At 72.4% G+C, this 18310-nt stretch carries 13 protein-coding genes; 8 read left to right on the top strand and 5 right to left on the bottom strand.

From position 1 onward, the window contains the following. Positions 1-2 precede the first annotated feature (2 nt). The 3 genes from O7634_RS06335 (at position 3) to O7634_RS06345 (ending at position 2784) form a co-directional block, all read left to right on the top strand. Entirely contained in the window at positions 3-1640 is a 1638-nt protein-coding gene (locus O7634_RS06335; protein ID WP_278149213.1) for an ABC-F family ATP-binding cassette domain-containing protein, read from the top strand. Between the two features lie 38 nt (positions 1641-1678). Beyond that, on the top strand, positions 1679-1987 hold the full coding sequence (locus O7634_RS06340) for a hypothetical protein (protein ID WP_030329764.1): 309 nt from the start codon (positions 1679-1681) through the stop codon (positions 1985-1987). Positions 1988-2058: 71 nt separating this feature from the next. Further along, positions 2059-2784: a methyltransferase domain-containing protein gene (locus O7634_RS06345; RefSeq protein WP_278149214.1), complete on the top strand. Its 726-nt coding sequence runs from the start codon at positions 2059-2061 to the stop codon at positions 2782-2784. Between the two features lie 37 nt (positions 2785-2821). Here the strand turns inward: O7634_RS06345 and O7634_RS06350 are convergent, their stop codons facing one another. Then, positions 2822-4291 carry an amino acid permease gene (locus O7634_RS06350; RefSeq protein ID WP_278149215.1) on the bottom strand — a complete coding sequence of 490 codons (1470 nt, stop codon included), beginning with the start codon at positions 4289-4291 and terminating at the stop codon, positions 2822-2824. A 202-nt stretch (positions 4292-4493) separates the two neighbouring features. Here O7634_RS06350 and O7634_RS06355 point away from each other — a divergent pair, with 202 nt between their 5' ends. Beyond that, positions 4494-6152: a family 10 glycosylhydrolase gene (locus O7634_RS06355; protein WP_278149216.1), complete on the top strand. Its 1659-nt coding sequence runs from the start codon at positions 4494-4496 to the stop codon at positions 6150-6152. A 183-nt stretch (positions 6153-6335) separates the two neighbouring features. Next, complete coding sequence (locus tag O7634_RS06360; RefSeq protein ID WP_278149217.1) at positions 6336-6872, top strand: phospholipase; 537 nt, start codon at positions 6336-6338, stop codon at positions 6870-6872. Between the two features lie 179 nt (positions 6873-7051). On the opposite strand, the gene O7634_RS06365 is transcribed toward O7634_RS06360, so the two are convergent. Together O7634_RS06365 and O7634_RS06370 are read right to left on the bottom strand one after the other, a co-directional pair. Further along, a complete protein-coding gene (locus tag O7634_RS06365; protein WP_278149218.1) occupies positions 7052-9886 on the bottom strand; it encodes an adenylate/guanylate cyclase domain-containing protein in 2835 nt (944 codons plus the stop codon). Between the two features lie 152 nt (positions 9887-10038). Next, positions 10039-10248 carry a zinc ribbon domain-containing protein gene (locus O7634_RS06370; RefSeq protein WP_278149219.1) on the bottom strand — a complete coding sequence of 70 codons (210 nt, stop codon included), beginning with the start codon at positions 10246-10248 and terminating at the stop codon, positions 10039-10041. Positions 10249-10303: 55 nt separating this feature from the next. Here O7634_RS06370 and O7634_RS06375 point away from each other — a divergent pair, with 55 nt between their 5' ends. The 3 genes from O7634_RS06375 (at position 10304) to O7634_RS06385 (ending at position 16199) form a co-directional block, all read left to right on the top strand. Next, complete coding sequence (locus O7634_RS06375) at positions 10304-11737, top strand: lytic murein transglycosylase (protein WP_278153885.1); 1434 nt, start codon at positions 10304-10306, stop codon at positions 11735-11737. A 75-nt stretch (positions 11738-11812) separates the two neighbouring features. Then, on the top strand, positions 11813-12829 hold the full coding sequence (locus O7634_RS06380; RefSeq protein ID WP_278153886.1) for a GNAT family N-acetyltransferase: 1017 nt from the start codon (positions 11813-11815) through the stop codon (positions 12827-12829). A 91-nt stretch (positions 12830-12920) separates the two neighbouring features. After that, positions 12921-16199, top strand: coding sequence for a lamin tail domain-containing protein (locus O7634_RS06385; RefSeq protein WP_278149220.1), 3279 nt, complete (start codon positions 12921-12923; stop codon positions 16197-16199). A 69-nt stretch (positions 16200-16268) separates the two neighbouring features. Here O7634_RS06385 and O7634_RS06390 read toward each other — a convergent pair whose 3' ends face one another. Both O7634_RS06390 and hemB read right to left on the bottom strand, forming a co-directional pair. Beyond that, on the bottom strand, positions 16269-16784 hold the full coding sequence (locus O7634_RS06390) for a helix-turn-helix transcriptional regulator (RefSeq protein ID WP_278149221.1): 516 nt from the start codon (positions 16782-16784) through the stop codon (positions 16269-16271). Positions 16785-17320: 536 nt separating this feature from the next. Beyond that, the gene (gene hemB, locus O7634_RS06395; protein WP_278149222.1) at positions 17321-18304 is read right to left on the bottom strand and encodes a porphobilinogen synthase; all 984 of its coding nucleotides are present in this window, start codon (positions 18302-18304) and stop codon (positions 17321-17323) included. Positions 18305-18310: the final 6 nt, after the last annotated feature.

Below are 18310 nucleotides of genomic sequence, written 5' to 3' on the forward strand. Positions count from 1 at the left end.
TGATGAGCGCCACGATGATCGTCAAGGACCTGGCCGCCGGACACGGCGACCGCGCACTCTTCGCCGGGTTGGACCTGGTGGTCGCGCCCGGCGACGTGGTCGGCCTGGTCGGGCCGAACGGGGCCGGCAAGTCGACGCTGCTGCGTACCCTCGCCGGGTTGCTGCCGGTCGAGGCCGGCAGCGTGCGGCTCAGCCCGCCCACCGCGAGCGTCGGGCACCTGCCGCAGGAGCCGGAGCGGCGATCCGGCGAGACGGTACGTGACTTCCTGGCCCGCCGGACCGGGGTGACCGCCGCGCAGGCGGCGTTGGACGCGGCGACCGAGGCGCTGACCGCCGGGGCGGCCGGCGCGGACGACGCCTACGGTGACGCGCTGGAGCGCTGGCTCGCTCTCGGCGGCGCGGACCTGGACGAGCGCGCCGAGCAGGTGAGCGCCGACCTGGGGCTCGCTGTCGACCTGGACCACGCCATGACCGGGTTGTCCGGTGGCCAGGCGGCCCGCGCCGGGCTCGCGTCGCTGCTGCTCAGCCGGTACGACGTGTTCCTGCTCGACGAGCCGACCAACGACCTGGACCTGGCCGGCCTGGAGCGGCTGGAGGAGTTCGTGACCGGGCTGCGGGCCGGCACCGTGCTGGTGAGCCACGATCGGGAGTTCCTGACCCGCACGGTGACCCGGGTGCTGGAGCTGGACCTGCCGCAGCAGCAGGTCAACCACTACGGCGGTGGCTACGCGGCCTACCTGGAGGAGCGCGAGGTGGCGCGCCGGCACGCCCGCGCGGACTTCGAGGAGTACGCCGAGACGAAGGCCGGGCTGGAGGCGCGCGCCCGCACCCAGCGGGGCTGGATGGAGAAGGGCGTACGGAACGCCCGCCGCAAGGCCACCGACAACGACAAGATCGGTCGCAAGTTCCGCAGCGAGTCGAGTGAGAAGCAGGCCGCCAAGGCGAAGCAGACCGACCGGCTGATCGAACGTCTCGAGGTGGTCGAGGAGCCCCGCAAGGAGTGGGAGCTGCGGATGGAGATCGCCGCCGCGCCCCGCGCCGGGGCCGTCGTGGCCACGCTGCGCGGCGCTGTCGTACGCCGTGGTGGCTTCACCCTCGGCCCGGTCGACCTCCAGATCGACTGGGCGGACCGGGTCGCGGTGACCGGGGCGAACGGCTCGGGCAAGACCACCCTGCTGGCCGCGCTGCTGGGACGGCTGCCGCTGGACGAGGGCACCGCCGCGCTCGGTCCGGGCGTGGTGGTGGGTGAGGTGGACCAGGCCCGGGGGTTGTTCCTCGGCGACGCGCCGTTGATCGACGCGTTCCAGGCGGCCGTACCCGGGATGTCGCCGGCGGACGCGCGGACCCTGCTGGCCAAGTTCGGCCTGCGGGCGGCGCACGTGCCGCGACCGGCGGCCACCCTCTCCCCCGGCGAGCGGACCCGGGCGGCGCTGGCCCTGCTCCAGGGCCGCGGCGTCAACCTGCTGGTGCTCGACGAGCCCACCAACCACCTGGACCTGCCCGCCATCGAGCAGCTCGAGTCGGCGCTGGCCAGCTACCCCGGCACGCTGCTGCTGGTGACCCACGACCGGCGGATGCTGGCCGCGATCGAGACGAACCGGCGGCTGCGGGTCGACGCCGGGCGGATCGCCGAGGACTGATCCGTGCCCGCCGGTCGTCGCGGGGTGAGAATGACGCCATGCTCAAGTGGGAGTACGCCCTGCTGGTCCGCCGTCGTCAGGCGGCGACCAACGACCTCGGCTGGGAGGTCGTCTTCGTCTGGTACGGCCCGGACGGCTCGATGGTCGACGTGACGCCGTACGGCGACACCTCGCTGGCCCACCTGAACCGGGCCGGCGACCAGGGCTGGGAGTTGGTCGCGATGAGCGAGGACCCGTCCCTGCCCGGCAACCACGAGTTGCACCGCTATCACCTCAAGCGGCCGAAGCCCGCCGACCCGCCACCCCGGCAGCGGATGCGCGGGGGCCGCCGAACCATCTCGGGCTGAGGCGCGGGCCCCGGCGAGCCGGGCATAACGGGCGCGATAGCGGGTATCGCCGCGGCCGGAGGTGGCCCGAAATGGTGGCTTTGGCACAGACTCCGCCCTCGGCCGACCGGCTGCGGGCGATCGACGAGTCCCTCGCGCAGGCGTGGGCGGACCAGGCCCGGCACGACGACCGGCTGCGGGACCTGGCCGTCGAGGTGCGGTTCGACAGGGGCGTGGCCCACCTGAGCGGCGACGTGTCCGAGCCCTCCCAACTGCGACTGGTCCGCGACCTGGTCGGCCGGTTGGCCGGCGTCTACGGCGTCTGGTGCCGGGTCGGCGTCGGCGGTCGGGCGCCGGTGGTGGTGGATCTCGGCTGCGGGCCGACCAAGCAGTGGTCCGGCAACCTGGGGTTGGACATCTACCCCGCGCCCGGGGTGGACGCTGTCGCGGACCTGTCCGGCTCGCTGCCGCTCGCCGACGACTCGGTGGACGTCCTCTTCGCCGTGCACATCCTGGAGCACCTGATCGACTTCCTGCCGCTGGTGGACGAGTGCCACCGGGTGCTCCGGCCGGGCGGCGTCCTGCACGTGATGAGCCCCTGGTGGGGGCACGTCAACGCGGTGGCCGACCCGACCCACGTCCGGCTGATGGACGTGCAGACGTTCAAGGGGATCTGCCAGCTCCGGCCGCCCGGCACGCCGCGCTGGTATCCGCTGCACGCGGGCTGCGACGGCGCGTCGATCTTCGCCGACCTGACCCCCCTGCCGCCGGACGCCGAGCCGGCGTCGCAGAGCCATCTGGCGCGCTTCTTCGACTGAGGGCGCCGGCGACTCCGGCGCCCTTCACCCGGCGCGCTCAGACGGCGGGCTCGTGCCGGGCCAGCCGGTTGCGGCGGTAGCCGTAGCCGAAGTAGATCAACGCGCCGAGCAGCATCCAGGCCAGGAACCGCAGCCAGGTCTCCACCGACAGGTTGAGCATCAGGTAGAAGCAGGCCAGCGCGGAGACGATCGGCAGCACCGGGGAGAACGGCACCCGGAAGGGCCGCTCCAGGTCCGGACGCCGACGACGCAGGATCGGCACCGCCACCGAGACCAGCACGAACGCGCAGAGCGCGCCGATGCTGACCAGGTCGGCCAGCGCTGACAACGGCAGGAAACCGGCCAGCAGCGCGACCGCCACCGTCATGATCGCGGAGATCCGGTACGGGGTGCCCCAGCGCAGGTGCACCTTCGCGATGGCGGGCGGGATCAGCCCGTCCCGGGCGATGGCGAAGCCGATCCGCCCCATCGCCACCAGGTCGACCAGGATCACGCTGGTCAGGCCGGCGACCGCGGCGATGGAGACCAGCACCGCCGCCCAGCCCGCGCCGACCGACTCGAAGGCCGACGCGATCGGCGCGCCCCTGTCGATCTCGGTGTACGGCACCATGCCGACGACCACCAGCGAGACCCCGATGTAGAGCGCAGTCGAGATCAGCAGCGTGCCGAGCAGGCCCAGGGTCAGGTCCCGCTTGGGCTTCCTGGTCTCCTCACCGAGGTTGGCAACGGCCTCGAAGCCGGTGTACGCGAAGAAGACCACGGCCGCGGCGCTGAGCACCCCGACGAAGCCGAAGACCGACGGCTCCAGCCCGAAGAGCGCCTGCGTGACCGGCTGCCTGATCCCGTCGTCGCCGCCACCGGCGGGCTCGGCCGGCGGGATGAACGGGGTGAGGTTGGCGGCCTTGACGAAGAACAGGCCGGCGACCACCACGAAGACGCAGATCGCCACCTTGACCAGCACCAGCAGGTTGGTGATCCGGGCCGACTCGCGGATGCCGACGATCGCGACGACGCCGAGGATCAGCACGATGGCGATGGCGCCGACGTTGACGACGCTGCCCTCCTCACCGAACCAGCGGGTGGGCAGGTCGAGCAGTTCCGCCAGATAGCCGGACCATCCTCGGGCGACCACCGCCGCGCCGAGCGCGAACTCCAGCAGCAGGTCCCAGCCGATGATCCAGGCGACGATCTCGCCCATCGTGGCGTACGCGTAGGTGTAGGCGCTGCCGGCGGTCGGCACGCTGGAGGCCAGTTCGGCGTAGCAGAGGGCGGCGAGCAGGGCCACCACGCCGGCGATGGCGAACGAGATCACCACGCCCGGTCCGGCGCTGTCCCGGGCCTCGATCCCGGTGAGCGTGAAGATGCCGGTGCCGATCACGATGCCGATGCCGAAGCCGGTGAGGTCGACGGCGCCGAGGCGTCTCTTCAGCCCCAGTTGACCATCGCTGCCGTCCACCTCCCCCTGGGCGATCACGTCCTTGATCGGTTTTGTGCGCAGCACGGACATGCGCTCACCCCTCCCCGCACACGGCCACCGCTCGTGGCAGCCGGTGACCGGCGTTGCTACCCAGCGACGCGAACCGCCAATCACGAACCCTTGCGGTTGTGGGCCAGATGTGAAAATTTCCTACCAGCGATACGTATGCATCGGCATATCTTGCCGACTGTCACGCTGATCACACGGGAGCCCCACCGAAGGGACACACCGCATGAAGGCAACTCGCCTCGGCGCGGCCGGACTGGCCGCCGCCCTGCTCGGCACCCTGGCCACCGCCACCCCCGCGAGCGCCGCACCCGACGCGGCCGGCACCACCACCGCCACCTGCGCCACCGACCCGGCCACGCCGAAACGGCAGTTCCGGGCCATGTGGATCTCCTCGGTGGTCAACATCGACTGGCCCAGCAAGGCGTCCCAGACCGACCCGGACCGGATCGCCGCCCAGCAGGCCGAGTACCGGTCACTGCTCGACCTCGCCGAGCGGCTGCACCACAACGCCGTCGTCGTGCAGGTCCGACCCACCGCCGACGCGCTCTGGCCCTCGCCGTACGAACCCTGGTCGGAGTACCTGACCGGGGTACGCGGCCAGGACCCGGGCTGGGACCCGCTGGCCTTCCTGGTCGACGAGTCGCACCGGCGCAACCTGGAGTTCCACGCCTGGTTCAACCCGTACCGCGTCTCCATGCCGGCCCCCGGCGGGGCCGGCGCGGACCCCGGCCAGCTCGCGCCCGGCCACCCGGCCCGCGAGCACCCCGACTGGACCTTCGCCTACCCGCCGGCCGGCGTCGCCGGCAGCCGGCTCTACTACAACCCCGGCATTCCCGAGGTACGCGAGTTCGTGCAGACCGCGATGCTGGACGCGGTGAAGCGGTACGACGTCGACGGCGTCCACTTCGACGACTACTTCTACCCGTACCCCAGCGGGACCCACCAGGTGCCGGACGACGCCACCTTCGCCGCGCACAACAGGGGTTTCACCGACCGGGCGGACTGGCGGCGGGACAACATCAACCTGCTGATCCAGGAGATGAGCGGCAAGATCAAGGCGGCGAAGCCGTGGGTGAAGTTCGGGGTCAGCCCGTTCGGCATCTGGCGCAACGCCAGCGCCGACCCGCTCGGCTCGGACACCACCGGCAGCCAGTCGTACGACATCATCTCCGCCGACACCCGCAAGTGGATCAAGCAGGAGTGGATCGACTACGTGGTGCCGCAGCTCTACTGGTACATCGGCCAGTACCCGGCGGCCGACTACGCGCGGCTGGTGCCGTGGTGGGCCGAGACGGTGCGCGGCACCCGGGTGCAGCTCTACATCGGCCAGGCCGACTACAAGAGCGGCGACCCGGCGTACGGGCCGTACTGGCAGAACCCGCGTGAGCTGTCCGACCACCTGACGCTCAACCGGTCGTACCCGGAGGTGCAGGGCAACGTGCACTTCTCCGCCGTGCAGGTCCGCGCCAACCGGCTCGGCGCCACCGACATCTACGCCGCCGAGCACTACTCGCGCCCGGCGTTGGTGCCCGCCATGCCGCACCTGCCGGCCAAGCCGCCGCTCTTCCCGGTGATCACCAAGACCACCCGGCAGACCGACGGCGTACGCCTCACCTGGCGGCAGCCCGCCGACGGCGCCGGCCCGCTCGGCACCGCCACCTCGTACGCGATCTACCGGTTCGACGGCGTCACGCCGCCCGGTCGGTGCGGTACGGCGGACGCCGCGCACCTGGTCGACACCGTTCGGGCCACGCCCGGCGGCGCCCAGTCCTGGGTGGACACCTCGGCCGAGCCCGGTCGGCGCTACACCTACCGGCTGACCGCGCTGGACCGGTCGGCCAACGAGAGCCCGGCCAGCCCGCCCGCGGTCGTCCTGCGCTGATCCGTCAGCTCCACCGAATGCCCCGGGTGCTCCGCGCACCCGGGGCATTCGTCTGTTTCGACGGATGTCACCAATAGTTGGCGAGGCCCATACCGTCCAGTTGATCAGTTGATCGACACTCGTCGACATCCGGTGACCCGCCGGTAACTTCCGTCCCACCCGCTCACCCCCGCGGAGGAACCCGTGCCCCGACGTCTCACCACACTGCTCGCCTCGGGCGCGCTAGCGCTGCTCGCCACCCTCACCATCGCCTCCCCCGCCGCCGCCGTCACCCCCGCCGAGCGCCTGTCCGTGCTCTCCAGTTGGACCCAGACCAGCGCGTCCAGCTACAACGCATGGAACAACGCCCGGGTCAACCGGGCCCCCTGGGCCGAGTACAACTTCAACTGGTCCACCGACTACTGCTCGTCCAGCCCGGACAACCCCCTCGGCTTCACCTTCAACCTGGGCTGCTACCGGCACGACTTCGGCTACCGCAACTACAAGGCGGTCGGCCAGTTCCCCGCCAACAAGGCCCGCCTCGACAACGCCTTCTACGCGGACCTCAAGCGCGTCTGCGCCACGTACAACTCCGTCGTCCGGCCCGCCTGCTACAGCCTGGCCTGGACCTACTACCAGGCGGTGCACATCTTCGGTTCGGTAGCGGCCGTCCAGCAGGCCGACATCGACCGCGCCGCGAGAATGAAGGCCGAAGCCGAAGCCAAGACCACCCGCCGCTAAACCCCACCCCGGTCCCCCCTGCCCCGCCCCGCCCCCGGTGATCATGAAGTTGTGGACCGTCAGCTCGGCGTGTCCTGGCGATAACTTCATGATCAACCGAGAGAGGGCGGGGCCGGGGGCCGGGCGGGCGGTCAGGGGGTCAGGGGGTCAGGGGGTCAGGGGGTCAGGGGGTCAGGGGGTCAGGGGGTCAGGGGGTTGGGGTGGGTTAGGCGCGTTCGGTTCTGGTGGGGGGTTGGTGGGGAGAGGTCGGTGCTGAAGCGGGTCGAATCGGCTGCCAGATCCGGATGTTCCACGTCGAGGGCCAGCGCCACGGCCTCGTCCAGCCCCAACTCGGCGCCCTCGCCGTACGCGTCGTCGAACGCCGTGTCACCCAGCTTCGCGCGTAGCTCCGCCTGCTGTTCCGCCCAGTAGCCGCCGTAGATGCCCGGGGTCGCCCGCATGCTCGCCCGGGTGGCCTGCGCCGCGCCGAACAGCCGGGCGGCGGTCAGCCGTTCCCCGCCGATCGCGCAGCGCACCGCGATGGCGTTCAGGGTGTCGCACGCCCGGCCGTGGTAGCCGTGGCCCATCCGGGAGCGCAGCGCCACCAGCAGGTGTTCGTGCGCGGCGATCACGTCGCCCCGGGCCAGCGCGACCATCCCCAGCAGCATGTCCACCGAACGCCGACCCCGCTCCACCGGCCGGGCGGCCTCCACCGGCCGGACCGTCCCGAGAAGTTCCGCCGCCTCGTCCAGGGCGCCCCGCCGCCAGAGCAACTCGGCCAGGCTGAACACGGCGAACAGCGCCTCACCGACCACGTCCTGCCCGTGCGCCCAGTCGATGACCTCCCGGCACACCCGCTCGGCCTCGACGAACTGACCCATGTCCGCCAGCGGCGCGGCGCGCCCGGCGAGCACCCGGGCCAGCAGGCCGGCGTCACCGGCCTGCCGGGCCGCTGCCTCGGCCCGTTGCGAGTAGCGCAGCTCCTCGGCGAACTCGCCGTCGGCGCTCGCGTGCAACGAGTGCATGTGGTACGCCGCCGCCAGCTCCGCCTCGGGGATCCGCTCCCCCGTCTCGGCGATGCGCCCGTACAGCCGGAACAGCCACAGCCGGCCCTCCCGCGCCAGGCCGCGCTCCAACCACCACTGGTCCAGACCACCGGCCAGACCGAGACCGGCCCGGGCGCTGCCCCCGGTGGCGCACCAGCGCAACGCGGCACGCAGCTCCCCGGCCAGGGGGTCCAGCGCGTACAGCGAGAGTGTCACCGGCCGGCCGTCCTGCCCCAGGTGCGCCCGGTCCAACGCGTGCGCCGACCAGGCCACGTGCCGATCCCGGGCGGCCTGTTCCTCGCCCGCCTCGGCCAGCCGGCGCGCCGCGTACGCCCGGATGGGATCGAGCATCCGGTAGGTGCTGCCGGAGGCCCGGGGCTCGGCCAGCACCATCGACTTGTCCACCAGGACCGAGAGCGGGTCCAGCGGATCGTCGCCCAGCAGCCACTCCACCGTCGCCAGGTCCACCGGGCCGGCGAAGACCGCCAGCCACCGCAGCAGCCGGGCGGCCCGGGGGCCCAACGTCCGGTACGACCAGGTGACGGTGGCCTGCATGGTCAGGTGCCGCTCGGTGGCCGAGCGTTGCACCGCCCGGCTCGCCGGGGTGGGCGGCGACATCCCGGCCGCCGCGGCGACCAGGTCGACGGTGTCCTGCTGGTTGCCGGACCAACCGCGCTCCATCGGCGGCGGCTCCGGGTCCTCCCGGCCGGCGTCCAGGGTGCCGAGGACATCGTCCAGCCGCTCGGCGAGCTGGCCGACGGAGAGCACCCGCAGCCGGGCGGCGGCCAACTCGATGGCGAGCGGCAGACCGTCCAGCCGTTGCACCACCCGGCGCAGATCAGCGGACTCGGCCGGGTCCGGTTGGCGACCACCACGCGCCGCCGCCGTACGGTCCAGCAGCAGCGCCACCGCGTCGCTCTCCGCGCCGTCGCCGGCCGGGTCCACCGAGAGCGGCGGGATCCGCCACACCACCTCGCCGGGCAGGCCGAACGACTCCCGGCTGGTCGCCAACACCCGTACGCCGCCGCCGCCGGAGAGCAGCCGGGCGATCACCTCGGCGCAGGCGGCCGGTTGGGCGTCGCAGGTGTCCAGGACGACGAGCATGCGGCGGCCGGCAGCGTACTCGACGAGGGTGTCGAGCATCGGTCGTCCCGGTTCGGGTCGCAGGCCGAGCACGGCGGCGACCGCGAAGGCCACGAGCCCCGGGTCGGTCACCGAGGCGATGTCGACGAACCAGACCCCGTCCGGGTACGCCTCGACGACTCCGCTGGCCAACTCCACGGCGAGCCGGGTCTTGCCCGCGCCGCCGGCGCCCAGCACCGTGACCAGGCGGTGCTGCCGCACCAGCAGGCCCAGCTCGACGCGCTCGGTCTGCCGGCCGACGAACGACGTCACCTGGGTGGGCAGGTTGTGCGCCACCGCGTCGGCGGTGCGGGGCCGCGGGAACTGCCGTTCCAGACCCGGCGCTACCAGTTGGAACAGTCGTTCCCGGTCGTCGAAGCCGCGCAGCCGGTGCAGCCCCAGGTCGAGCAGGGTCGCGCCCGGCGGCAACGGCTCGGCGCGGCGCGCGGTGGAGGCGGTGCAGAGCACCTGCCCGCCGTGCGCGGCGGCGGCGACCCGGGCGGCCCGGTGCACCTCGGGGCTGGCGTACTCGCCATCGCGGGGCTCGGCGTAGCCGGTGTGCAGGCCCATCCGCACCCGCGGCGCGGCCTCGGAGGTGGGCCAGTCGTGGCTGGACAACGCGCGCTGCGCGGTCAGACACGCGGTCAGCGCGGCGGTCGCGTCCTCGAACGCCAGGAAGAACGAGTCGCCCTCGGTCAGCAGCTCCGCGCCCCCGGTGCTGGCCAGCGTCCGGCGCAGCAGCCGACGGTGCTCGGCGAGCACCGGCCGGTAGTCGGGGCCGAGCAACTGGGCCAACCGGGTCGAGCCCTCGATATCGGTGAAAACGAAGGTCACCCAACCGCTCGGGAGCTGGATCCGTGGCGACATGCGTGAAACCTCCGCCCGTGACGTCGGGTTCATGCTGCCTGAATCCGAGCGATCACACATCGTGAGAACGGCCGGGCAGGTGCCGCCTCAAGGTGCCACTCCACTCTGCTCCCGCCAGGACCAGCGCACCGGGTGACGGCGGGTCGGTCCGGTCAGCAGCCGCAGGCGCCACCGCAGCAACCACCACCGGTCGGTGCCGGTGCGGTGCCGGCGCCTCTGCCGGTGACCGCCACCGTGGACAGCAGCTTCACCGTGTCGGCGTGCCCCTGCGGGCAGGTCGCCGGTTCACCGGCCGCCGACATCGGGCGGTTGACCTCGAAAGTGTCGCCGCAGGCGCGGCAGCGGAACTCGTACCGGGGCATACGGTCCAGGGTACGTGGATCTGACGGTTGGCGAAGCATGGGTGATACTCGACAGGTGGTGGACGGCGAGGACGACACGCGCACTCGGAAGTTACGACCGGCCGCGCCGCTGGACGGGCCGTTGGAGGGCTCGGGGGCCGCGCCCGACCCGACACGCGCGGTGCCCCGCCCGCGCCGCCCGTGGCTGAGCGGGCGTTCCCCGGCCGCCTCGTCACCAGAGTCGGCAGAACCGACACCCGCGCCGGCGACGACACCGGCAACACCGCCAGCGCCAGCGCCGGCAGCGGCAAAGACGCCGGCCGAGCCGGACGTCAAGGCCGACAGCGCCGGAAGCGCCGAGAGCGCCGACAGCCAGGTCGGGACGCCCACGGCCAAAGACAGTAGGACCGCCGAACCCAAGCCCGACGCCAGCAAGCCCGACGACAGCAAGGCCGACGCCAGCAAGCCCGACGACGGCAAGCCCGACGACGCGACGGCCACCGTGGGACCGGCCAGGACCACTGTGGATGAGATCCCTGTCGTGCCGGCGGCCAACCCCGCCCGGCGGCGGCGGGTGCCCTTCGCGCACGCGGTACGCCTGCCACCGCGCCAGGTCGCGGCGTCGGCCGCCCAGGCGACCCGCGAGTGGTCCCGCCGTCCGAGCGGTCGGTTGACCCTGCCCGGCCTGTTCCTGCTGCTGATGGTGGCGGCGACCGCCGCGGCGGGCGCACTGCTGGTGCCCGCCACGATCCGCGCGCCACGCCCGGTCGCTGTCGACGCGTCCGCCACGCCGAACCCTGTCGTACCGCCGGCGGGGCCGTCCGGTCTGCCCACCACCCCGCTGCCCACCGGTCCACTGCCGACCCTCCCCCTGCCCACCGGCGGGGTGCCCACCAACGGGCTACCGACCGGCCCCGCCGTCGGACCGGGTCTCGGCGGCCGGCCGTCGGACGCCCTGGCCGGCTGGGCACAGCAGGTCAGCGCCAAGGTCGGCGTCCCCGCCACCGCCATGCAGGCGTACGGCTACGCCGAGCTGGTGCTCGCCCAGACCAACCGCAGTTGCGCGCTGAGCTGGACCACGCTGGCCGCGATCGGCCAGGTCGAGTCGGGGCACGGCTCGGCCAACGGCGCGCGCCTGGGGCCGGACGGCAAGGCGCTACCGAAGATCATCGGGCTCCCGCTGGACGGCAAGGACGGCCGCATGCGGATCATCGACACCGACCGTGGGGCGCTCGACGGCGACACAGTCCTGGACCGGGCCATCGGGCCGATGCAGTTCATCCCGACCACCTGGAAGGAGATCGGGGCGGACGCGGACAACGACGGCGTCAAGGACCCGCACGACCTGGACGACGCCGCGCTGGCGGCGGGGAACTACCTCTGCAAGGGCGGGCGCAACCTGAGCATCGCTGGCGACTGGTGGAACGCCATCCTGTCCTACAACGATGTGCGGCGGTACGCCCAGGACGTCTACGACACCGCCAACCGGTACGGACGGGCCAGTCGCTGATGAAGTGATCGTCTCGATACGTTGGAGAACTGGACACTTCCCCCCGACAGCTGTAAGCGGCAAGCTAGACGGGTGATGGTGCGCGAGTGGGACCCGAGGACCGCGTCGTCCGCCGAGATCGCGTCGCTGCTGGCCACGCTCAATGAGGTCCTGGCGGCCGACCTGCCGCAGGACCCGCCCTGGCGGGAGACCTCGCTGCGGGAATATCTCGCCGAGGTGATGCCCGGTGAGCGGCGGATCTCCTGGATCGCCCAGGCCGAGGCGGGCGATCCCGGCGAGCCCGGGGCGGTGCTCGGCCAGGTGCACGTGCTCCTGCTCGGCGACATCGGCGTGATCGAGGTGCTGGTGCACCCGTCGGTGCGGCGCGGTGGCCTCGGCCGGGACCTGGTGCTGCGCGCCGCCCGCCGGGTCTACCAGGAGGGCTTCCGGTCGATCGGGGTCGAGGTGGTCGGCGACACGCCCTCCGTCGCGTTCTACGAGTCGTTGGGCTTCACCAGGGAGTACGTGGAGACCCGCAGCGTGCTCGACCTGACCGCCGTCGACTGGGCCGAGCTGACCGAGATGGCCACCGGCATCGCGGCGGGCTACCAGGTGGAGTTCTTCCCGGGCGGGCCGCCGGACGACCTGCTCGAGGCGTACGCGCGGGCGAAGGCCGAGGTGCGCGACGTCGACGAGGTTGAGCTGCGTCCCAGCTCCTACGACCCGGAGCGGCTGCGCGACAGCCTCGACACCCTGCACCGCCGGGGCATGAAACCGTACATCGTGCTCGCCCGGCACGAGCAGAGCGGCGAGGTCGCCGGCCTGACCGAGGTGGTGGTGCCGGCGCAGCACCCGACCCGCGCCGACCAGTACGACACGATCGTCGCGCAGGACCACCGGGGCTACGGCATCGACCGGGCGATCAAGGCCCGGATGCTGCTGGAGCTGCGCTCCGCCGAGCCGGAGCTGATCGAGGTGCAGACCTGGAACGCCCAGGCCAACGAGGCGATGTTGAAGGTCAACGCGGAGCTGGGCTACCGCCCCGACCGGGACTGGTGCGAATACAGCGTCGACGTCGCCGAGCTGGTGCACCGGCTCGATCCGCAGCGCTGACCGAATTCACGAAAGTGTCCACCTGGGGATGGACGGTGGACAGCCGGGCACCTTAACGTGCGTTGATCCCGTCCCCCATCGTGGAGGCCCCATGCGCCCGCGCCGCTCACTAGCCGCGCTCGCGACCGCCACCGCCGCCGTGACCATCACGGCGCTCGGCGTCGCACCCACAGCGGCCAGCGCCGCGCCCACCGACCTGTTCATTTCGGAGTACGTCGAGGGTTCGTCGAACAACAAGGCCATCGAACTGTTCAACGGCACCGGCGCGCCGGTCGACCTCACGGCCGGGGGGTACCAGCTCCAGCTCTACTTCAACGGCGCCACGACGGCCACCACCATCGCGCTGACCGGCACTGTCGCCGCCGGGGACGCGTTCGTGTTCGCCAGCGCGTCGGCGGGGGCCGCCATCCTCGCCCAGGCCGATCAGACCACCGGGGCGAGCCTGTTCAACGGTGACGACGCGATCGTGCTGCGTCGGGGCGCCACGGTGCTCGACTCGATCGGCCAGGTGGGCGTCGACCCGGGCACCGAGTGGGGTGCCGGCCTCACCAGCACCGCTGACAACACACTGCGTCGGCTGCCGCCCGTGACGAGCGGCGACACCGACCCCTCGGACGCCTTCGACCCCGCCGCGCAGTGGGCCGGCCACCCGGTCGACACGTTCGACGGGTTGGGCGCGCACACCGTGGACGGCGGCGGCCCGGTCGACGTGCCGGCCACGCTCACCTGCGGCCAACCGCTGGTCACCCCCGCCGGCACGGCCGCGAGCCGCGAGGTCACCGGCACCGATCCCGACGACACGATCGTCGACCTGGCGGTCACCGCGGTCAGCCCGACCCCGGCCGCCGGCTCGATCACCCGTACCGCGTTCACACCGGCCGACGCGGTGGGCGGCACCGCCCGCGCCACCGTCGGCGCGAGCGCCGACCTCACCGCCGGGGCGTACACCGTCACGGTGACCGCGACCGACACGGACGGTGGCACCGCGACCTGCGCGTTGGCCGTGCAGGTGACCCGGGAGCTGACCGTCGGCGAGGTGCAGGGCCCGACCACCGACGCCGAGTCCGGTCCGACCGACCGGTCACCGCTCGCGCCGGCGAGCGGCAACGGCACGAGCAGCACGCTGTACGACGTACGCGGCGTGATCACCCAGCTGACCCTGGCCCGCACCTCGGCCGGGGCGGACCAGCACGGCTTCTTCCTGCAGAGCCGCCTTGGTGACACCGACGGGGACCCGACCAGCTCCGACGGCATCTTCGTCTTCATGGGCGGGTTCACCTCGCTGGTCGGCGGTTACGTGCCGACGGTCGGCGACGAGGTGGTGCTGCGGGCCCGGGTGTCGGAGTACTACAACTTCACCCAGCTCTCCGGTGCGTCGCTGGTCCGCCGGATCGGGGGTGGCCTGGCGGTGGACACCGCCGTCGCGGTTACCGACGCGGTCCCGCCGGCCGTGCTGACCGACGCGCAGCGCTTCTGGGAGCGGCACGAGGGTTCCCGGATGCGGGTACGCGCGGGCAGCGGCGCGGTGAGCGGTCGGGACGTCTTCTCCTCCACCGCCGACGCGGAGCTGTGGGTGGTCGACCGTGACGACCCGCTGCTGGACCGCGCGGACCCGTACTCCCGGAGGGTCTTCCGGGACGCGCACCCGCTGGACAACGACCCGACCCGGCGTTTCGACGACGGCAACGGCCAGCGGACGCTGCTCGGCAGCATGGGTGTGAAGGCGACCGCCGGGGACAGCGCCACGGTGCTGCCGCCGGCGCACACCTTCGACACGCTGCGCGCGGACGCGGTGGGCGGTGTCTACTACTCGTTCGAGAAGTACGGCGTCCAGGTCGAGCGGGCGGAGTTCGACGCCGGCTCCGACCCGTCGAAGAACAGCCCGCCCACGCCGGCGGACCGCTCGCAGGAGCTGGCCGTCGCCACCTACAACGTGGAGAACCTGTACGACTACCGGGACGACCCGTTCGACGGCTGCGACTTCGCCGGCAACGCCGGGTGCGCCGGGGTCAGCCCGCCGTTCGACTACGTCCCGGCCAACGAGGCGGAGTACCGGGCGCAGTTGGCGGCGCTCGCCGACCAGATCGTCACCGACCTGCACGCACCGGATCTGATCCTCGTGCAGGAGGCCGAGGACCAGGACATCTGCACGGTCTCCGGGGCCGCGTTGAGCTGCGGTGACACCGACAACGCCGACGGCGCTCCGGACAGCGTCCAGGAGTTGGCGCTCACCGTGGCGGCGGCCGGCGGCCCGGCGTACGCCGCCGCCTATGACCGGACCGGCGCGGACGCCCGCGGCATCACCGCCGCGTTCCTGTACCGCACCGACCGGTTGTCGCTGGCGGCGGCGACGGCGAACGACCCTCTGCTCGGCTCGGCGCCGACTGTTGAGTACCGCGCGGCGGGGCTGCCGGCCAACGCCGACGTGCAGAATCCGAAGGCACTGAACGCGGTGCTGCCGGCGGATGTGGACACCTCCACCGGCAGGGACGGGAACAACGTGTTCACCCGCGCCCCGCAGTTGGGCAAGTTCAGTGTCGCCGCGGCACCGGGTTCCACCGAGCGGTTCACGCTGTACGCGCTCAGCAACCACTACTCGTCCGGCCCGGACAGTCGGGTCGGGCAACGGCGGGAGCAGGCGCGCTACGGCGCGGCGATCGTCACCGCGATCGAGGCGGCCGACCAGGGCGCCCGGGTGGTCTACGGCGGGGACCTGAACGTCTTCCCGCGCCCGGACGATCCCGTCGCCACCGGTGACCAGCCCACCCCGTCGGATCAGCTCGCGCCGCTCTACGAGGCGGGTCTGCACAACCTGTGGGACAACCTGGTCGCGGACGTGCCGGCGTCGGCCTACTCGTACAGTTTCGAAGGGCAGGCGCAGACGCTCGACCACCTGTTCGTCAACGACGCGTTCTACGGCGACCTGGTGCAGGTGCGGGCGGCGCACATCAACGCCGACTGGCCGGCGGAGTCCGCCGGCGACGGGTCCCGGGGCTCCAGCGACCACGACCCGCAGGTGGCCCGGTTCCGGTCCCGCGCGTCGTTGACCGTGGCCGACACGACTGTGGTCGAGGGCAACCAGGGCACCAGGCAGATGACCTTCACCGCCACCGTGTCGCGGCCGTTGTCCCAGCCGGTGCTGCTCTGTGCCGCCGCCGTCGGTGTCACGGCGCAGGCCGGCTCGGACTTCGACCCGTACGCGGGCTGCACCGTGCTCGCCGCCGGGCAGACGTCGGCCACCTTCGCGGTGACGGTGCGCGGTGACCGGAAGCGGGAGTCGGACGAGAAGCTGACGCTGCTGGTGGCCGGTGTTCCCGGCCTCCGCCTGGCCGACCCGCTCGCGGTCGGAACGATCACCAACGACGACTGACGTCGCGCGCTCGGGCGAGGCCCGTCGATCCGGTGCGGATCGACGGGCCTCGCCTCGTTCATGCCACTGTCACACCAGCCCTCGGGCTGGCCGGGGCGGCGGGGGCAGGTGCCTCTGCTGGGCCACACGCACCTCCCACTGGCTGCGTCGACGCATCGCGTCGCGGACCGCCCTGTCGCGACGGAACGTCTCGGGCGGGCGGGCCAGCCCGTAGATGTCGCCCCACCACTCGCCCAGCTCCGGGTCGAGAATGGTGTCCAGGTGCGACGGGTAACGCCGCTCCGCACCGTCGCGGGTGTCCTGCCAGTCACGCATCGGCTTCAGCACTCGGCCGAACTCGTCCACCACGGCCAGTCGGCAGCCCAGCACGCTGATGATGCGCTGGAGGAGGACGATGCTCGGCACCATCCGACCGGCCTCGATCCTGCCGATGGTGGCGTGGTGCACGCCCGCCCACCGGGCCAGCTCGCGTTGGCTCAGGTCAGCGCGGCGTCGGACCGCACGGACGATTCCGGCGGCCGGCCACTGTGTGTCGGACGGTTCGGTGACCAGGACCGGCTCGGCCGAGGCTGCGGAATCGCTCATGCCGTCACCGTCCCGCCTGCGAGGGCAACCGGCAACCCCGAGTGCCGCGCCTGTGGACAACGAGCGGGTCTGTGGAAAACTCCTCACGCCGCCGCTTCACTGTTCGTGTTGCCGTCCCTCAAGCACGTCGTCGGTCACGCGATGTCACGACTCTTGACCTGCTCGCGAGGCCGGCAGTACCAGAAGGAGCCCCGCACTCAGGCCGACCAGGGAAACTCGCATTCCCGCCGCCAGCGTCCCAACGCGCCGTTCCCGCCCTTTGCTCTGCACTTGCATATGCACCAGTAACGGAGCGTAGCTGTCGCCGTCGTGGGTGCAGAGCAAAGGGCCAAAGAACGGTGCTGGCTGGTCGGCGGATTATTACGCGATGTGATCCAGGCTCGGCGCTCGGCTCACGAGCTGACAGGTCCGACACGTCCAGCCGCGAGCCGCGGGGTACGGCACGATCAGGAATCACCAGGGCACCCGCCGGAGCCGCGCCACGGGCCGCCTCCCGGGGGAGACGGCGCGCGGCCAGCAGGGACCCGCGACCGAGATCAGTAGCGCTGGCGGAGCAACCCGGCGGCCTCGACCGCCCAGTAGGTGAGGATGATCTGCGCGCCTGCCCGCTTGATCGACGTCAGGGTCTCCAGCATCACCCGCTCGCGGTCGATCCAGCCGTTGGCGGCGGCGGCCTCGACCATCGCGTACTCGCCGGAGACCTGGTAGGCGGCGACCGGCACGTCCACCGCGGCCCGAACCGCCGACACCACGTCGAGGTAGGGCAGCGCCGGCTTGACCATCACCAGGTCGGCGCCCTCGGCGACGTCGAGCGCCACCTCGCGCAGCGACTCGCGGAGGTTCGCCGGGTCCTGCTGGTAGGTACGCCGGTCGCCCTCCAGCTGCGACTCCACCGCCTCCCGGAACGGGCCGTAGAAGGCCGAGGCGTACTTCACGGCGTACGCCAGCACCGCCACATCCTGGTGCCCGGCGGCGTCGAGCGCCCGGCGCACCACGCCGACCTGGCCGTCCATCATCCCGGACGGCCCGACCACGCCGACCCCGGCGGCGGCCTGGGCCACCGCCATTTCGGCGTACGCGGCAAGCGTGGCGTCGTTGTCGACAGCACCGTCGGGGGTGAGCAACCCGCAGTGCCCGTGCGAGGTGAACTCGTCAAGACACAGGTCGCTCATCACCACTGTGGCATCGCCCACCTCGGCCACCACGTCACGGATGGCGACGTTCAGGATGCCGTTCGGATCGACGCCACCGGAGCCGGTCGGGTCCCGTCGCTCCGGCACGCCGAAGAGCATGATCCCGCCGACACCGGCCTGAACCGCCTCCGCCGCCGCCTTGCGCAGGGAGTCCCGGGAGTGCTGAAGCACCCCCGGGAGCGACCCGATGGCGCGGGGTTCGGTCAACCCCTCCTTGACGAACATCGGCACGACCAGCTCGGCCGGGTCGACCCTGGTCTCGGACACCAGCCGGCGGATCGCCGGGGTGCGGCGCAGCCGGCGGGGCCGGATCTCGGGGTACGACATGGCAGG

Origin of the sequence: Micromonospora sp. WMMD1120, from assembly GCF_029626235.1 — a bacterium.
Taxonomy (GTDB): Bacteria; Actinomycetota; Actinomycetes; order Mycobacteriales; family Micromonosporaceae; genus Micromonospora.

Excerpts from the sequence above, each read along its gene's own strand:
- O7634_RS06335 (WP_278149213.1), top strand. The coding sequence starts at position 3 with ATGAGCGCCACGATGATCGTCAAGGACCTGGCCGCCGGACACGGCGAC.
- O7634_RS06340 (WP_030329764.1), top strand. The coding sequence starts at position 1,679 with ATGCTCAAGTGGGAGTACGCCCTGCTGGTCCGCCGTCGTCAGGCGGCG.
- O7634_RS06345 (WP_278149214.1), top strand. The coding sequence starts at position 2,059 with ATGGTGGCTTTGGCACAGACTCCGCCCTCGGCCGACCGGCTGCGGGCG.
- O7634_RS06350 (WP_278149215.1), bottom strand. The coding sequence starts at position 4,291 with ATGTCCGTGCTGCGCACAAAACCGATCAAGGACGTGATCGCCCAGGGG.
- O7634_RS06355 (WP_278149216.1), top strand. The coding sequence starts at position 4,494 with ATGAAGGCAACTCGCCTCGGCGCGGCCGGACTGGCCGCCGCCCTGCTC.
- O7634_RS06365 (WP_278149218.1), bottom strand. The coding sequence starts at position 9,886 with ATGTCGCCACGGATCCAGCTCCCGAGCGGTTGGGTGACCTTCGTTTTC.
- O7634_RS06370 (WP_278149219.1), bottom strand. The coding sequence starts at position 10,248 with ATGCCCCGGTACGAGTTCCGCTGCCGCGCCTGCGGCGACACTTTCGAG.
- O7634_RS06380 (WP_278153886.1), top strand. The coding sequence starts at position 11,813 with ATGGTGCGCGAGTGGGACCCGAGGACCGCGTCGTCCGCCGAGATCGCG.
- O7634_RS06385 (WP_278149220.1), top strand. The coding sequence starts at position 12,921 with ATGCGCCCGCGCCGCTCACTAGCCGCGCTCGCGACCGCCACCGCCGCC.
- O7634_RS06390 (WP_278149221.1), bottom strand. The coding sequence starts at position 16,784 with ATGAGCGATTCCGCAGCCTCGGCCGAGCCGGTCCTGGTCACCGAACCG.
- hemB (WP_278149222.1), bottom strand. The coding sequence starts at position 18,304 with ATGTCGTACCCCGAGATCCGGCCCCGCCGGCTGCGCCGCACCCCGGCG.